Here is a 14,622-nt window from a genome sequence, read left to right as displayed (position 1 = left end):
GATGGATAGGGTCCCGGACAATGGCCGGAGCACGTGTGGAACCCCTTCTGGCCCGGGCGCGCATGCTGTCGCACCGGGCCCGCACCGCCCTGCGCAAATCCGCCGTCGACTACTTCCGCGGGGACGCCTCCGACTGGCTCGCCTTCGCCGGCCTGTTGCTGACCATCCCGGCCATCGCCTTCGGCACGCTGATGCTGCCCGTCTGGTTCTCACCCGCCGCGCTCGTCCTGCCGATCGTCGCCGGCGGCCTGCTGCTGCGGCCCGCCAGCCTGCTCGCCCTGTACGCGGCCTCCGCCGCGGCCCTCATCGTCGAGGCCCTCGTCCTCGGCCCGTACACCCAGGGGCCCGCCCGGGTCACGCCCGGCACCGTGCTGGTCGTCGCGGCCTGCGGGTTCTTCGGACTGGTCATCGCACAGTTCCGCAGCCGCGTCGGCGTGCCGTGGCGACGCGGCGGAACCATGCTCTTCGACCTGCGCGAACGGATCCGGGTGCAGAGCAAGCTGCCCGCCCTGCCGCGCGGCTGGCACCGCGAGATGGCCCTGCGCCCGGCCGGCGGCCAGTCCTTCTCCGGCGACTTCGTGGTGGCGGCCCGTACCAACGGCGGCCGGACCCTGGAGATCGTGCTGACCGACGTCTCCGGCAAGGGCATGGAAGCGGGCTCCCGGGCCCTGCTGCTCTCGGGCGCCTTCGGCGGCCTGCTCGGCGCACTGCCCCCGCACGGCTTCCTGCCCGCCGCCAACGGCTACCTGCTCCGCCAGGACTGGGACGAGGGCTTCGCCACCTCCATCCACCTCGTCCTGGACCTGGAGACCGGCGACTACGAACTCCTCTCCGCCGGCCACCTCCCCGCCCTCCAGCTCTCGGCCGGAACCGGCCGCTGGCAGGAGAAGTCGGGCGAGGGCCCGCTGCTCGGCGTCTACGACGGCGCCGAGTTCGAACCCGCCCGCGGAAACCTGCGGCGGGGCGACGTCCTGATGCTCTTCACGGACGGCCTCGTCGAGACGGCGGACCGCGACATCAGCGAGGGCATCGACCGCCTCACCGGCGAAGCCGACCGCTACGTCTCAGCCAGCTGGGACGGCGCCGCCTGGCACCTGATCGAAAAGGTCGCCAAGGACGTCAACGACGACCGCGCCCTCCTCCTCATCCGCCGCTCGGCCTGAGAGGCCGGTCCGCGGACCAACTGTCAGTGGCGGATGGCAGAGTCGTTCCGGTCGCCGGCCGTATTTCCTTTGCGTTTCAACTCAGGCCTGTGCACACTGATCACCGTTGAATCGAACAGGTTCAATTCTTACGACTTTCCGTGGGGGGAAGCATGATTCTCAACCGCAAGCACGCCGTATGGACCGGCGCGCTCGTCGCCGCCGTCGTCACGGCCGGCATCGTCGCGGCCCCGGCCCAGGCTGCCGAGGGCAAGACCATCAAGCCGGTCACCGACAAGATCCCGGCCAAGAAGCTGCCCGCGAAGGCCAAGGCCAAGGCCACGTCCAAGGCGTCGAACAGCGCGTCCGCCTTCTCGGCGGCGGGCACCGTCTCGCTCAAGCCCGGCGACGTGATCGCGTCCAACGAGTACATCGAGACCGCGAACGGCGCTCTGTACATGCAGCCCGACGGCAACCTGGTCCTGGACCACACGGCCGGCGCCGAGCTGTGGGCCTCCGCCACGTACGGCAACGACGGCGCCTACGCCCAGTTCCAGGCCGACGGCAACTTCGTCATCTACAAGAAGGACGTCAACGGGGTAAAGGGCGCGGCCGTCTGGAGCACCAACACCTGGGGCAACCCGAAGGGCCACCTCGACCTCCAGGACGACGCCAACCTCGTCATCTACCGCCAGAACGAGTCCGCCACCTGGTCGACCCACACCTGGCAGGTGACGGACACCACGCTGAACGCCGGCGAGACCCTGCAGAGCGGCACCTGGATGGCGGCGAGCAACAGCGTCCTCGCCATGGACAACCGCGGCTACCTCGTCGTCTTCGAGCGCAACACGTTCAAGGTCCGCGCCGCGGCCGGCGCCTACAGCCCCGGCGCGTACGCCCGGATGCAGACCGACGGCAACTTCGTCATCTACTCGAAGGACGGCCACGCCGTCTGGAGCACCGAGTCGTGGGGCAACCCGGGCGCCTACCTCGCCTACGGCCTGGACTCCACCCTGGTGCTGCACGCGGCCGACGGCACGGTGCTCGGCCGCTTCAAGAGCGGTGACAACGAGCAGACCGCCTGACGCCCGGACCTTCACCGTTCCACTGCGTGCCCCCGGCCCGGGGTGGGGTTTTCCCCACCCCGGGCCGACCGGGTTCCGCCATGGCCCCGGCCACCCGCGCCTCCGTAGCGTCGAAGCCATCACCAAGGCAATGGCGCAGAGCGGAAGGCGGCACATCATGGGGTTCCTGCGGAGCAAGCGGCGCGGCGATGGAACGGGGGAGCCGTACGGCTCCGCCGCCGCCGTCGAGCTGCGCGGTGTCCGGCGGCAGTACGGGCGGGGGGCCGGAGCCGTGCACGCGCTGCGCGGGATCGACCTCAGCCTGCCGCGCGGCAGCTTCACCGCCGTGATGGGCCCCTCCGGCTCCGGCAAGTCCACCTTCCTGCAGTGCGCCGCCGGACTCGACCTGCCCACCGGCGGCTCCGTCCGCCTCGGCGGCACCGAGATCACCGGCATGAACGAGAACCAGCTCACCGAACTGCGCCGCAGCCGCCTCGGCTTCGTCTTCCAGGCCTTCAACCTGCTGCCCTCGCTCACCGTCGAACAGAACGTGCTGCTCCCGATGCGCCTCGCGGGCGGCCGCCAGGACCGGGACCGGGCGGCCGACCTGCTCGCCCGCGTCGGCCTGGCCGGCAAGGGCCGGCGCCGCCCCGCCGAACTCTCCGGCGGCCAGCAGCAGCGCGTCGCCATCGCCCGCGCCCTCGTCACCCGGCCCGACGTCGTCTTCGCCGACGAGCCCACCGGCGCCCTCGACACCACCACCGCCGCGGAGGTCCTCGGCCTGCTCCGGGACGCCGTCGACTCGCTGCACGCCACCGTCGTCATGGTCACCCACGACCCGGTCGCCGCCGCCCACGCCGACCAGGTGCTCTTCCTCGCCGACGGCCTGATCGCGGACCGGCTGCCGCGCAGCCCCGCCACGGCCATCGCCGCCCGGATGACGACGCTCACCGCCCGCCCGGCCGCCTCCTGCGCGGGAGTGGCCGCCTGATGTTCCCGCGCCCCAACGGCCTGGCGCGCGCGGCGGTGCGCTTTCGCCCCGCCGCGTTCGTCGGCACCTTCGTCGCCCTGCTCATGACCGTCGCCATCGTCTGCGCCTGCGGAATCCTGCTCGAGAGCGGAGTGCGGGCGAGCGCCCCGCCGACGCGGTACGCCGATGCCCCCGTCGTCGTCGCCGCCGACCAGCAGGCCCGCCTGCGGGTGGGCAGCGGCGAGGGCGAGTACGAGACCTATGCGCGGGTCCCGGAGCGGGCCCTGGTCGACGCCGCGCTGCTGGACCGGCTGGCCCCGCTCGGGCGGGCGGTGCCGGACGTGGTGTTCCCCGTACGGGAGGGCGACGGCCGCACCCTCGACGCGTACGGCTGGGGCTCCACCGCCTTCAGCGGTACGAAGCTCAGCGCCGGCCGGGCGCCGGCCGCCCCGGGCGAAATCGTCCTGGGCGGGGACCCGGGCACCCGGCAGGTACGGCTGGACACCCCGGTCGGGAAGCGGGAGTTCCGGGTCGTGGGCCACACGGCCGGGGCCGGCGTCTGGTTCTCCGACGCCGAGGCCCGCGCCCTGTCGGGGCACCCCGACGCCCTCGACGCCATCGTGCTGTTCGGCGCCGACCCCGCGAAGGCGCGGGAGGCCCTGGACGGCCGGGCCCGGGTGCTGACCGGCGCCGCCCGCAACGTGGATCCCCGACTGGACGGCGCCAAGGAGCTGCTGGCCGGCCTCGGCGGCTCCTTCGGCGGCATCGCCACCCTCGTCGCCGTGTTCACCGCCGCCGGGACCGTGGCCCTCTCCGTCGGGCAGCGCTCCCGCGAGTACGCACTGCTGCGCGCGATCGGCGCCACCCCGCGCCAGATCCGTCGTACGGTCGCCACCGAAGCCCTGCTCGTCGCGCCGGTCGCGGGCGCGCTGGGCTGCGTACCCGGCATCGCCCTCGCCTCCTGGTGGTTCGGACGGCTCCAGGCCAAGGGCGCGATCCCGGACGGGGTCGAACTGTCCGTCTCCTGGATCCCCCTGGTCAGCGCCGCCGGCATCGGCCTCGCCGCCGCCCTGCTCGCCGGCTGGGCCGCCGCCCGCCGGCCCGCCCGCATCCGCCCCGGCCTGGCCCTCACCGCGGCCGCCGTGGAACGCCTGCGTCCGGGCTGGATCCGTACCCCGCTGGGGCTCGCCGCCCTGGCCGGCGGCGCCACCTGCGCGGGCCTGGCCGCCACCGCCACCGGCGAGGACGCCGCCAATGCCGCGCTCGGCGTCGTCATGCTCTTCATGCTGGCCGTGGCCCTGCTCGGCCCGCTGATCGCCCGCGCCTGCGCCGCCGTGATCGGACTCCCGCTGCGCGCCGGCGGCGCCTCCGGCTCGCTGGCCGCCGCCAACTCCCGCACCCACGCCCGCCGGCTGGCCTCCGCCATCACCCCGATCGTCCTCGCCATGGCCTTCTCCTCGACCCTGGTCTTCCTGCACACCAGCGAGGACCGGGCCGTACGCCAGCAGCAGGAGGCGGGCCTGCTCGCCGACCACGTCATCGCGGACCCGTCTTCGCAGGCGGTGGCGAGCGGCGCCGGAGTCGCCGTCACCCGCAGCTCCGTCCTCGTGGTGGCCGGCTCGGGCGGCGGCCGCTCGCTCCGGTCGGCCTCGGCCCAAGGCGTGGCCGGCGACCTCGCCGCCGTCCAGGACCTGGGCGTCCGCGAGGGCTCGCTCGCACGCCTCGCCCCCGGAACCGTGGCCGTCGACCGCACCCTCGCCGACACCTCGCACGCCTCGGTCGGCGACCACATGGACCTGCGCATGCCCGACGGCACCCGGGCCACCCCCGAGATCGTGGCGGTCTACACCCGGGGCCTCGGCCTCGGCGAGATCACCTTCCCGGCGGCCGACCTGAACCCCCACACCACCGCGGGCCGGGCCACCGAACTCCTGGTCCGCGGCCCGCTGCCGGCCGGCCTCGGCCCCGCGGTGTCCGCCTCGGCCTGGACCGCGGAGCGGAGCCTGGACCGGGACCTCAACGCCTGGGCCAACACCACGATGGCGGCCGTCCTCGGCGGCTTCGCGGCCGTCGCCGCCGCCAACACCCTGGTCATGACCGTCCTGGATCGCCGCCGCGAGCTGCGCATGCTGCGCCTCGTCGGCTCCACCCGCCGCCAGGTGCTGCGCATGCTCCGCTGGGAGGCCCTGCTGGTCGGCTGCGCGGGCATCGGCCTGGGCTCGGCGATCGCCCTGGCGACACTGATCCCGCTGACCAACGCGGTCACGGGCACCTCCCCGTACGTCCCGCCCCTCGTGTACGGCTCCTTCGCGGCCGCCGCGCTGACCCTGGCCCTGACGGCCACGACCCTCCCGGCCCGCCGGGCCCTGCGGATGCGGGGATAGGGCGCGGTACCGCTGCGCCCCGGGTCAGCGGCGGACGGCCACCCAGGGGCCGACCCCGAGCTTCCCGGTGTTCCCGAGGTCGATCGAGTGCGTGAGCACCAGGGTCTGCCGGGGCGCGCCGGGCCGGGGCCCGATGTCCAGCACCCAGCCCTCCGCGGCCGGCACGGCCGAGTCGGTGACGAGGTTGCGCCACAGCAGCCCCACCGACGCGGCCTGCCCGGGCTGGAGCGTCACCTGCTCCGGAGCCGTGTCGAGGCCGCTGCCGGTGGAGATGCCGTTCGACCCGTGCCCGACGGCGACTTCCACCGGCCGGCGCTGCTCGTCGAGCACGCGGAGGTCCGGGTAGCCCTCCAGTACGTAGGGCTGCGCACCGCAGTTGACCAGCTGGATGTCCGCCACCCGCAGCCCCATCGCCGCGTTCCCGCTCCCTTCGAGGACCCGCACCCCGCCCTCGGGACACTCCTCCTCACCCGCCCCGCTCACCCCGGCACCCGGCTTCCCCGACGCCTTCGCGGACGCGTCCGCCGTCGCCTCCGACACGGCCCGCGGCGCGGGCGGCACATCACACCCCGCCAGCACCCCCGCCAGCACCCCCGCCCACACCAACGCCCCGCCAACTCCCCGCAGCCACACCCTCGTCACCATCCCCCGACCCTACGACCCCGCCCCCCGGCCGGCCGGCCGCCCCGGAGCCCGACTGCGGGGCGCGAGGCCCCGTCCCGCCACCGGGCGCGTGCGGGCCACGGCTCACCGGCGTGCCGGGCCCGGGGGCCGCCCCCGCCGCCCCGCTGGGCGGTCGCCCGGCGTGCCGCTGGCTCGCGGGCCCGCCGTGCCGCCGGCTCGCCCGTGGGCCACTCCGCGGTGATTGGCCCGCCCACCCCGCCGGGGGGCGATCTACCGTGCCCCCATGGACCGCACGCTCGCCGCCGACCTCGCCCGCCTCCCCGAACTCCTCGAGGCCACCCGCCGCGCCGCCGCCGACGCCCTCGCGACGCTGGACGCACGTCCCGTCGTACCGCCGCCCCCGGCGCAGACGCAGGCCCCCGAACCCCTCCCGGAGCACGGCGCCGGCACCGACGCGGCCCTGGCCGCCTTCCAGCGGCGCTGGGCGCCCCGCCTGTCGGCCTCCGCCGGGCCCCGATACCTCGGCTTCGTCACCGGCGGCGCCACCCCCGCCGCCCTCGCCGGGGACTGGCTGACCGCCGCCCACGACCAGAACAGCAACTCCGCCTTCGACGGCGCCGGCCAGGACCTCGAACGCGAGACGGTGGGCTGGCTCCGCGAGCTCTTCGGCCTCTCCGCCGCCCACACCGGCACCTTCGTCAGCGGCGCGACCATGTCCAACACCGCCGGCCTGGCCATCGCCAGGGAGTGGCTCGGCGAACGCGCGGGGGTCTCGCCCGCCGAGGACGGCGCGGCCGCGCTCGGCCCGGTCCGCGTCCTGTCCGGCGCCCCCCACTCCTCCATCGCCAAGGCCCTGTCCGTCCTCGGCCTCGGCCGAAAGTCCCTGGTACCCGTCCCGACCCTGCCCGGCCGCGAGGCCGTCGACCCCGCCGCCCTGGACCGGGCCCTCGCCGACACCCGAGGACCGGCCGTGGTCGTCGCCAACGCCGGCACCGTCAACACCGTCGACTTCGACGACCTGCGCGCCGTCGCCGCCCTCAAGGACCGCCACGACTTCTGGCTGCACACGGACGCCGCCTTCGGCGCCTTCGCCGCGCTCTCCCCGGACCACGCCCACCTCACCGCCGGACTCGACGCCTCCGATTCCCTCTGCGTCGACCTGCACAAGTGGCTCAACGTCCCCTACGACAGCGCCGTGCAGTTCACCCGCCGCCGAGACCTCCAGACCCGCGTCTTCCAGAACTCCGCCGCCTACCTCGGCCCCCTCGGCGACCACCCCGACCTGGTCCACCTCACCCCGGAGAACTCCCACCGGCTGCGCGCCCTCGCCGCCTGGTTCACGCTCCGCGCGTACGGCCGCGCAGGCCACCGCGAGATCGTCGAGCGCGACATCGCCTGCGCCCGTGCACTCGGCGAAGAGCTCGCGGGCGACCCGCAGTTCACCGTCCTGGCCCCGGTCCGCCTCAACGTCGTCTGCTTCACCCTGGCCCAGGCCCCCACCCCGGCCCGCCTCACGGCCCTGCGGGAAGCCGCCGCCGGGGAGGTCTTCGTCACCCCCACCGTCCACGCGGGAACCCCCGCCCTGCGCGCCGCGTTCTCCAACTGGCGTACCACGCAAGCGGATGTACACCGGGCCGCGCAGGCCCTCCGTACGGCAGCAAGGGAGCTCACGTGACGGCCCCACCCCTCACCCTCGCCGAGGTGGAAAGCCTGGCCCGCGCCGCGCACGAAGGCCAGACGGACAAGGCCGGCCGCCCCTACGCCGAGCACCTCGCGGCCGTGGCCGAAGGCGTCCGCGCCCGCGGCGGCAGCGCCGAACAGCAGGCGGCGGCCTGGCTCCACGACTCCGTCGAGGACGACGCCCTGAGCGCGGAACGACTCGCCGGAATGAACGTCCCGCAAGGGGTCAAGGACATGGTCCTGGCCCTCACCAAGCACCCGGGCGAACCGCTCGAGCAGTACGCGGCCCGCATCCTCGCCACCCCGGGCGCCCTCCTCGTCAAGGAGGCCGACCTCGCGCACAACGCGAACCCGGCGCGCCTTTCCGTACTGGACGCCCCCACGCGCGAGCGCCTGTCCGCGAAGTACGCCTATGTCCGCTCGCTGCTCGGCCTCACCGCGCCCTGACTATGCCCGGTGCACGTGTTGTTGGCGGAAATGTGTCGACGACGATTCGCCACGGGGCGGATAGCCGGGGCCCGTTGGTGGGAGGATGGTCCATGTGGGGGTGTGCGTGGCCGTGCGCCCCAGGCCGACCAGGGGACGACCGAAGGTGTGATCAGTAGTGGCCATTTCGCTGTCAGTCGTGGTTCTGTTGGCGGTCATCCTCGTGGTGCTCGTCCGCGGCAACCACATCAAGGCCGGCCCCGCGATCGTCGCGGTCCTCTTCGGCTTCTTCCTCGCGTCCAGCTCGATCGCCCCGGACGTCAACCGTTTCCTGAACTCCCTCGCGGACACCATCGCGGGCATCAAGCTCTAGAAACGCATCAGGGCCAGGTCGAGGAAACATCTTCTGACGGCTCCGCGATGTCGTGTAGCCCAGCCCCAACTCCATCCACCTCTATGGCGCCTTCTGGCCCACAGAGACCGGTCACGGAGGGTGCCCGCGTGGGTTATAGATAGCCCTCGGACCGCTGTGGCTGTGGTTGGGGCTGTGCCTGGCTGCTGTCTGCCCACTTCACCGACTCGCGCCCGTAGCGAACCGCCCCCACGAGGAGTGCGGCAGCCAGAAAGGCTCGCGAGATCGGGTCCTTCTCCGTGATCACGAGGATCAGCAGCGGGGCCAAGAACACCAGGTGCCAACGCGGGTGGTTCCGCCAGTCGCTCTTGCCTGCCATCCCACCTCCCAACCGGACCCTAGCGCGCGAGCGGTCTGGAGACTCCGGGTTTCCCGCTCCGAGCTGATCGGCGGCCCGGGAACGACTAAGGGCCAGGTCGAGGAGAACTCCTCTGACCTGGCCCTTAGTGCTTGAGAGCGGGTGACGGGAATCGAACCCGCGTAGCTAGTTTGGAAGATCGCGTACCCACCCCCGCCCCGACCAGCCAACCCACTGACCAGCCCGTTCCCGCTCGTCTCCCCGACGTTCCCCGGGCCTCCCCGCCGAAGCCCGCCCGATCGGGCACGCGGGGGACACGGCGCCAGGGCCCTGGGGAGTAGTAGCGGCGAGCGGCATACGCGGTTGCGGCACATCGCTGCCCCATCGCAGGATGCCAGCCAGGGAGGGGCTATGGAACGGCAACAATTGATGCGGCTGCTGGCCGGTGACGACGCGGCATCCAAGGCTGCTCTGGCGGCCCTCGTTGGCGGCGGCGAGTACAGCGTTCTGGAGGACTGGATCGTGTCCTCTGAGGTCCATGCCCGAGTCCTTACGACCCGACTTCGGAGCTTGCGGTGGAGGGGCATCGAAACCGTGGGGATGGAGCGTGCGGTGCAGATTCTCGGCGAGCACGCCCAGCCGATTCTCAGTGGATTGGTCAGAGCCCCCGATGGGTCGTGGGGCTTCAGGTTCTTCCTCACCGAAGACGGTGGCGCACTGGTGGCCTGCATCGGCAAACGGATGCCCGATAGGCACCTATCGCAGGAGTCCGATCGGCGGAGTCAGACGTCGCTCTGAGCCCGCTCAAGGCCGTCCATGAATGCATTGTGGAAGTCCCGCTCCGCGGCCCGGGAGGGTGCGCTGAAGAACATCCTCTGAGCCTCGCCGAGGTCGCATCCGGCGACCCGCATGGTCACCATGACCGCGTCCACGCCATCGCACCCGATTCCCTTCAGGTACTCCTGTAGGGCTTCGCCGTTGTGGCTCGCGTCCCAGTCGGGTTGTGCCGTCGCGGCCAGGTCGGCTATCCGGGCCAGTCGTTCCGCGTCCAATGGAGTGCCCTTTCTCGCGTTCGCCAGTGATCGGAGTGGTGCTGGGCACGCTAGCGACCGACAGGGATCTCGTAGACGATCTCGCACAGTGCGGCAGGGATGACGATGTCCGCCGTCTCCACGGGCTGCCCCTGGTCGCTGTAGTAAGTCCGCCGGATGTGCGTGACCAGGGCGGCCTTCTGAATACCGAGAAGCGACGCCTCCTCGGCGGTCGCCTGCCGCGGCTCCGGCTGCTCCACGGCGTGGCTGACCGTGATCCCAATGACGGCCATCCGGTTCACGACACCAACGCCGGCGTGCGGCCCACCCTCCGGCAGGACAACGAGTGTGCCTGCGGTGAGCTCGTACGGCTCCCAACTCGTCGACAGCTGCACTGGCCTGCCATCGGCAAGGAACTCGTACACCGTGCGCACGCACAGCTCGTCAACGGCGATCCCGAGACGCGTGGCGATCTCAGCCGGCGCGGGCACCTTGGCCTCGGTCCGGCTCTCCCAGTTCCCCTGCCTGCCCAAGGCCTGCATGTCCGCGCGGAAGGGAGAACCGCCCGGCTGCTCACGAGCCGACGAACGAACGACCCGCACCCTCCGCCGGGGCTCCGCGACGTACGTGCCCGAACCCGTGCGACCTTCCAACACGCCCTGGGAGATCAAGAGCTCCTGCGCGCGACGAACGACGTTCTCGCCAACGCCGCACTCCTCGGCGATCTGCGCCCGCGAGGGCAGCCGGTCGCCAACGTTCCAGTCGTGCTCCGCGATCCGCTGCCGAAGTACGTCGGCGATACGGAGATAAGGCGGCTGCTCAGGCATGTAGAAAATCTAGTCCACTAGCTCTAATCTAGTTAACTAGCTTTACTCAAAGTGTTCGCTCGGCGACGGAGGTCCTCGGTGCTGGCTTCGGAATCAAGCGCCGAGAGCATCGCCGCCCGACTGTCCGCCCTGGGTCTGACCACGCGAGTAGGGGAGCACGCCCGCTACACGTCGATCGAAGCGGAGGTACCGGAAGCACTGCCCGCCTCCACATGGCGGGAGGTCTTGGAAGTGGTGGCGGAGGCCGACCGATTCGGGCTCCTAGCCAGCAGCTTGACCGGCCGCACCCTCTGGGCCGCCGTACGCAAAGCGGTCCCCGCGACGGGCGACGTCCGGGGACCTGGCCGACAGCAATAGGAGCTGATCAGCATGTCGAACCGTACGATCCCCATCCCCGCCCGCACCAGTGGGCGCCCCCTCCGGCAGGCATTACCGCCCGGCCCAGCCCCCGCCCCCTACCGGTCGAGCTCGTGCACGATCGGCACCCACCACGAGTGCGCCCAGTCGTCCCCCGCCACGGCCCCGGTCGGCGTACCCGTGATCTACGAGGCCTGCGACTGCCCCTGCCACACCCCCAGCGACCGGCCCGAACCGCGGCAGGTGGCCCAGTGAGTCGATGGACCCCAAGCGGCGCCCTCGCCAAGAACGTCGAGATCACCTCGACCACCGTCCAACGCGGCGACGTAATCCAGATCGGCGGCCAACCGTGCCGCGTTATCGACCTGATCCAACTCCCCGCTAGCGCTAAGCGACTCTGCTTCGAGTCGGGCGAACTGCTGACCATGCACGCCCGAACCCGCTTCATCGCCCTCCGGATGCGGAGGAACTGGTGACCCAACCCGCACCGTCCCGCCGCCACGCCATCGCCGAGGACCTCCGGGCCCAGATCTCGAAGGGTCTCTTGAAGGCCGGCGAGCGCCTCCCCTCGGAAGCCCAACTGGCCGCCCGCTACGCGGTCAGCACACCCACCCTCCGGAACGCCCTCGCGCTCCTCCAGGGCGAAGGCCTCGTGGAGAAGATCCACGGCAGCGGCAACTTCGTCCGCCACCCCCTCCGCAGGATCACGTACGTCGGCGGCTGGCACACCCCGAGCACACCGCTCCCGGCTGAGGGGGCCCTCCACACCACCATCCGCGCCACCAACCTCGGAGCGCACGGCCATCTGACCGCTCTCCTGAGGGTCTCGCCCCGCAGCCCCCTGACAGAATTCCTCTGCCTCAGCCACGAGGGCAAAACACCGCACAGCCTGGCCCGCATCTACGTCCCCCGAGACCTGGCGCCGGCCAACGTCCCAGAAGGACTGCTAACCGCACGAGTGCCAGACCTGCGCCCACCGCTGTCCGTGGTCCAGGAAACGGTCAGCACCCGCCTCCCCACTCCCGACGAAGCGACGACCCTTCGCATCAGCGCGACGCTAGCCATCCTCTCGATCACACGCGTGGCGACCGACACCACGGGCCGAGTGGTCGAGGCAGCCCTCCTGGCGCTCCCGGGCGACCGCGCCGACGCAGTCTTCACCACGCACCACACGGCCGAGGTCAGGAGGGCGGAATGACGACGCCCCACAACGAGCTGCGCCTCTTGCCCTGGTCGGGCCCTGACGGTAAACCCTGCTTCCTGAGCACCGACGACAACACCGGCTACCTGTCCCGCCTCGCCGACAACGCTGAGGCCGCCCAACTCGGCATCGGTACAGACCTCCTGGGCCACGCCCTCGAAGTCCTCGCTGACGATGATCTAGATCCGGCTGAACTCCGCCTCTTGACCCAAGACCTGACGCGCGCCCTTAGAGACGCAGTCCGCGTGGCAAACAGCCGAGGTCACCGCCTACTTACTTTGCACGGTGCCGCCTCACAGCCGTCAGCGACTTTAGACTAGTGCCATCGAATCCGAAGGTCAGCGAATCCCTCAGATGACCTCTGGGGGCTTTGCCTGTGAAAGCATCTCCGAAGAGAGGGTAGGTTTCCCGGCAGACCTAGTTCCGAAGGAAATCTTTCGTAAATTGACACTTTCGGATGTGACGTGTGCTCAGAATTAAAAGTTCACACACCCGGAACTAGTGCATGCTTCGACATGATATGGGCGCTGAAATATCTCCAAAAGAGTCGCTTCAAGCAACTGATGGACGCCTGATGAATTGTAGTTGCGGAAAGCCGATTCGTTTGCGAACATCAAGAGCACGGTATATTCCCCGAAATATTCGAGTTTCGCGTAACTGTTCAGGAGAATAAAAGCGAAACGTCGGCGCTTCTCAACCTCAACAAGGACGGCGGCCCAGCTTCTATCGACTACCGATGGGTCGGCGAGTCGGTGCTCAGCTAATTCTCGCGTAAGGTTCGAGCCGAGCGGGGCGACATCGTGTATATCTGCGAATTTCCGACTGGTGGGCCATTCGCCGGCGTTGTGTGACCATTGAGGTCTCGGCACTGTAGGGCTAGCCGCACTTTTAGTTCGCATCTCGATTACCCACGGGAGCGTGAGAACCTCACGCACGACGTGCTCCAGGGATTTATCCGCCTTTGCTTCAAGGTAACTATCCGAGTGGGCTTTCGTGTCGAATTCGAGAACTACACGAGTTCCGTCAAATTCCGTTACCTTGGCATAGTGGCTAAGTGCGATCCATGCGAAGCGTCGGTGGCCCTTCACTGCCTCCAAGATCTCGGGCCAGAATTCGCTGAGCTCCGAGAGAGTGCGGGGCACCCTCCTGCCGGGGTGAACTTGAGCGACGTTGCCGAGCGTTTGCTGCGCCCCTGGCGATGCCCACGTTGCGGGTGGAGCCTCGCTAGGCGCTTCGCTTTGGGCCCCGGCTTCTAGGCAGGTGCCGACGGTTGCTATTGCTGCACCTGAGTCACGCGTGATGCTGCTGGGGAGAGGTTCCGCCTGTGGCTGGCCAGTTGACGGTGAGGCGCGCACAGCAGGCGGGGCAGTAGGGGACTGGCCGTCCTCGAGAGGTGCTGAGGTCGCCTCTAGTCGGATCTCTAAAGCGGTGTCGGCGCTGGTCGCATTTGGGAATGATTCCTTATCACTCCATTGCTTATTCAATGAAAGAGCAAGGCGCCCTGGGGAATCCCGCACCCTTCTATGGGGAAGTGGGCGAGCCTTGGAGCGAAGCGATTGAAGCAAATGAGAGTAGGTAGAATCCAGGTCAATGAAACGCCTGGTTTTGTCCGGTACGCCATTCCGAAGTAGGCCTACCAGTTCACCCGTGAATACAGTAAATCCGTGACCGTTATCCGCCATGGCTGCTTGCGTTTCCCCGGCGGCAGCAATCAAATATGTTCCCTCAATGGACGCCTCTTCGGCCAATGAGGTGGGGTCTGACATGACTCCGAGGGCTGTCGCGGCGTAGCAGCAGTCAAGAATCACAATGCGCGTGGCAGCTGATGAATTGAGGAGTGTCTCTCGCACGTCGTTGTAATCTGTTGAAGTGTGCGGAGCCCCCGATCGAGAAGTTGATCGAGTGAGTCGAAATTCACCGCGGCTATCGCCTCGAAGGCCGTGGCCTGCATAATAAACCAGCAGGGCATCCGTAGCTTCTTGGGCACCCTGGTGAACAGGGTCGACCAAATCTTCTGGCGTCTTGGGATCATGCACAGTGATGCAATTTTCCGGCGGAAGGTTCCATGACGTTTTGCTCGTGAGGATCTGCGCAAGAGCGGCGATGTTTTGCCGCACCGTCGTGAGCTTCGGCAGGTGGGTGTAATCTCCTACGCCGATAAGGACTGCGCGAGACGCTTGAGGATTTGGAAGTGTCACCGCACTTC

The 14,622-nt window shown here is 70.1% G+C and carries 16 protein-coding genes; 12 read left to right on the top strand and 4 right to left on the bottom strand.

Translation table 11 applies throughout. The features are described from left to right. Positions 1 to 20 precede the first annotated feature (20 nt). The 4 genes from ACFWBF_RS18960 to ACFWBF_RS18945 all read left to right on the top strand — a co-directional run bounded on the left by ACFWBF_RS18960 (position 21) and on the right by ACFWBF_RS18945 (position 5,560). A complete protein-coding gene (locus ACFWBF_RS18960) occupies positions 21 to 1,163 on the top strand; it encodes a PP2C family protein-serine/threonine phosphatase (RefSeq protein ID WP_385602786.1) in 1,143 nt (380 codons plus the stop codon). A 152-nt stretch (positions 1,164 to 1,315) separates the two neighbouring features. Further along, the gene (locus ACFWBF_RS18955; RefSeq protein WP_385602783.1) at positions 1,316 to 2,227 is read left to right on the top strand and encodes a hypothetical protein; all 912 of its coding nucleotides are present in this window, start codon (positions 1,316 to 1,318) and stop codon (positions 2,225 to 2,227) included. Between the two features lie 157 nt (positions 2,228 to 2,384). Then, positions 2,385 to 3,197 carry an ABC transporter ATP-binding protein gene (locus ACFWBF_RS18950; protein WP_385602781.1) on the top strand — a complete coding sequence of 271 codons (813 nt, stop codon included), beginning with the start codon at positions 2,385 to 2,387 and terminating at the stop codon, positions 3,195 to 3,197. Further along, on the top strand, positions 3,197 to 5,560 hold the full coding sequence (locus ACFWBF_RS18945; RefSeq protein ID WP_385602778.1) for an FtsX-like permease family protein: 2,364 nt from the start codon (positions 3,197 to 3,199) through the stop codon (positions 5,558 to 5,560). Before ACFWBF_RS18950 ends, ACFWBF_RS18945 begins: the two co-directional genes overlap by 1 nt. Positions 5,561 to 5,584: 24 nt before the next feature. Here the strand turns inward: ACFWBF_RS18945 and ACFWBF_RS18940 are convergent, their stop codons facing one another. Continuing rightward, entirely contained in the window at positions 5,585 to 6,205 is a 621-nt protein-coding gene (locus ACFWBF_RS18940; RefSeq protein WP_385602775.1) for a DUF4232 domain-containing protein, read from the bottom strand. Positions 6,206 to 6,467: 262 nt separating this feature from the next. Between ACFWBF_RS18940 and ACFWBF_RS18935 the strand changes: the two genes are divergently transcribed. The 4 genes from ACFWBF_RS18935 (at position 6,468) to ACFWBF_RS18920 (ending at position 9,798) form a co-directional block, all read left to right on the top strand. Beyond that, entirely contained in the window at positions 6,468 to 7,859 is a 1,392-nt protein-coding gene (locus ACFWBF_RS18935; RefSeq protein WP_385602772.1) for a pyridoxal phosphate-dependent decarboxylase family protein, read from the top strand. After that, positions 7,856 to 8,311: an HD domain-containing protein gene (locus tag ACFWBF_RS18930; protein ID WP_385602769.1), complete on the top strand. Its 456-nt coding sequence runs from the start codon at positions 7,856 to 7,858 to the stop codon at positions 8,309 to 8,311. The genes ACFWBF_RS18935 and ACFWBF_RS18930 overlap by 4 nt, the downstream gene beginning before the upstream one ends. A gap of 157 nt (positions 8,312 to 8,468) precedes the next feature. Then, a complete protein-coding gene (locus ACFWBF_RS18925) occupies positions 8,469 to 8,663 on the top strand; it encodes a hypothetical protein (RefSeq protein ID WP_030297273.1) in 195 nt (64 codons plus the stop codon). 748 nt (positions 8,664 to 9,411) lie between these two features. Next, complete coding sequence (locus tag ACFWBF_RS18920) at positions 9,412 to 9,798, top strand: hypothetical protein (RefSeq protein WP_385602766.1); 387 nt, start codon at positions 9,412 to 9,414, stop codon at positions 9,796 to 9,798. Here ACFWBF_RS18920 and ACFWBF_RS18915 read toward each other — a convergent pair. Both ACFWBF_RS18915 and ACFWBF_RS18910 read right to left on the bottom strand, forming a co-directional pair. Beyond that, positions 9,783 to 10,052, bottom strand: a complete 270-nt coding sequence (locus ACFWBF_RS18915; RefSeq protein ID WP_385602764.1) for a hypothetical protein — start codon at positions 10,050 to 10,052, stop codon at positions 9,783 to 9,785. The two genes, ACFWBF_RS18920 and ACFWBF_RS18915, sit on opposite strands and share 16 nt — an antisense overlap. 50 nt (positions 10,053 to 10,102) lie before the next feature. Further along, positions 10,103 to 10,858 (bottom strand): GntR family transcriptional regulator, encoded by a 756-nt coding sequence (locus ACFWBF_RS18910; protein ID WP_385602761.1) that lies wholly within the window; start codon positions 10,856 to 10,858, stop codon positions 10,103 to 10,105. A 78-nt stretch (positions 10,859 to 10,936) separates the two neighbouring features. On the opposite strand from ACFWBF_RS18910, the gene ACFWBF_RS18905 reads away from it, so the two are divergent. From ACFWBF_RS18905 to ACFWBF_RS18890, 4 genes are all read left to right on the top strand, one after another. Then, the gene (locus tag ACFWBF_RS18905) at positions 10,937 to 11,215 is read left to right on the top strand and encodes a hypothetical protein (RefSeq protein WP_385602758.1); all 279 of its coding nucleotides are present in this window, start codon (positions 10,937 to 10,939) and stop codon (positions 11,213 to 11,215) included. Between the two features lie 251 nt (positions 11,216 to 11,466). Next, positions 11,467 to 11,691 carry a hypothetical protein gene (locus tag ACFWBF_RS18900; protein WP_385602755.1) on the top strand — a complete coding sequence of 75 codons (225 nt, stop codon included), beginning with the start codon at positions 11,467 to 11,469 and terminating at the stop codon, positions 11,689 to 11,691. Beyond that, complete coding sequence (locus ACFWBF_RS18895) at positions 11,688 to 12,413, top strand: GntR family transcriptional regulator (RefSeq protein ID WP_385602752.1); 726 nt, start codon at positions 11,688 to 11,690, stop codon at positions 12,411 to 12,413. The genes ACFWBF_RS18900 and ACFWBF_RS18895 overlap by 4 nt, the downstream gene beginning before the upstream one ends. Next, positions 12,410 to 12,736: a hypothetical protein gene (locus ACFWBF_RS18890; RefSeq protein ID WP_385602749.1), complete on the top strand. Its 327-nt coding sequence runs from the start codon at positions 12,410 to 12,412 to the stop codon at positions 12,734 to 12,736. The genes ACFWBF_RS18895 and ACFWBF_RS18890 overlap by 4 nt, the downstream gene beginning before the upstream one ends. Before the next feature lie 156 nt (positions 12,737 to 12,892). Here ACFWBF_RS18890 and ACFWBF_RS18885 read toward each other — a convergent pair whose 3' ends face one another. Beyond that, complete coding sequence (locus ACFWBF_RS18885) at positions 12,893 to 14,614, bottom strand: caspase family protein (protein WP_385602747.1); 1,722 nt, start codon at positions 14,612 to 14,614, stop codon at positions 12,893 to 12,895. Positions 14,615 to 14,622: the final 8 nt, after the last annotated feature.

Source organism: Streptomyces sp. NPDC060028, from assembly GCF_042736725.1.
GTDB lineage: Bacteria > Actinomycetota > Actinomycetes > Streptomycetales > Streptomycetaceae > Streptomyces.
The sequence above is the reverse complement of the archived record's forward strand: the minus strand, read 5'-3'. Positions and strand labels throughout refer to the sequence as shown.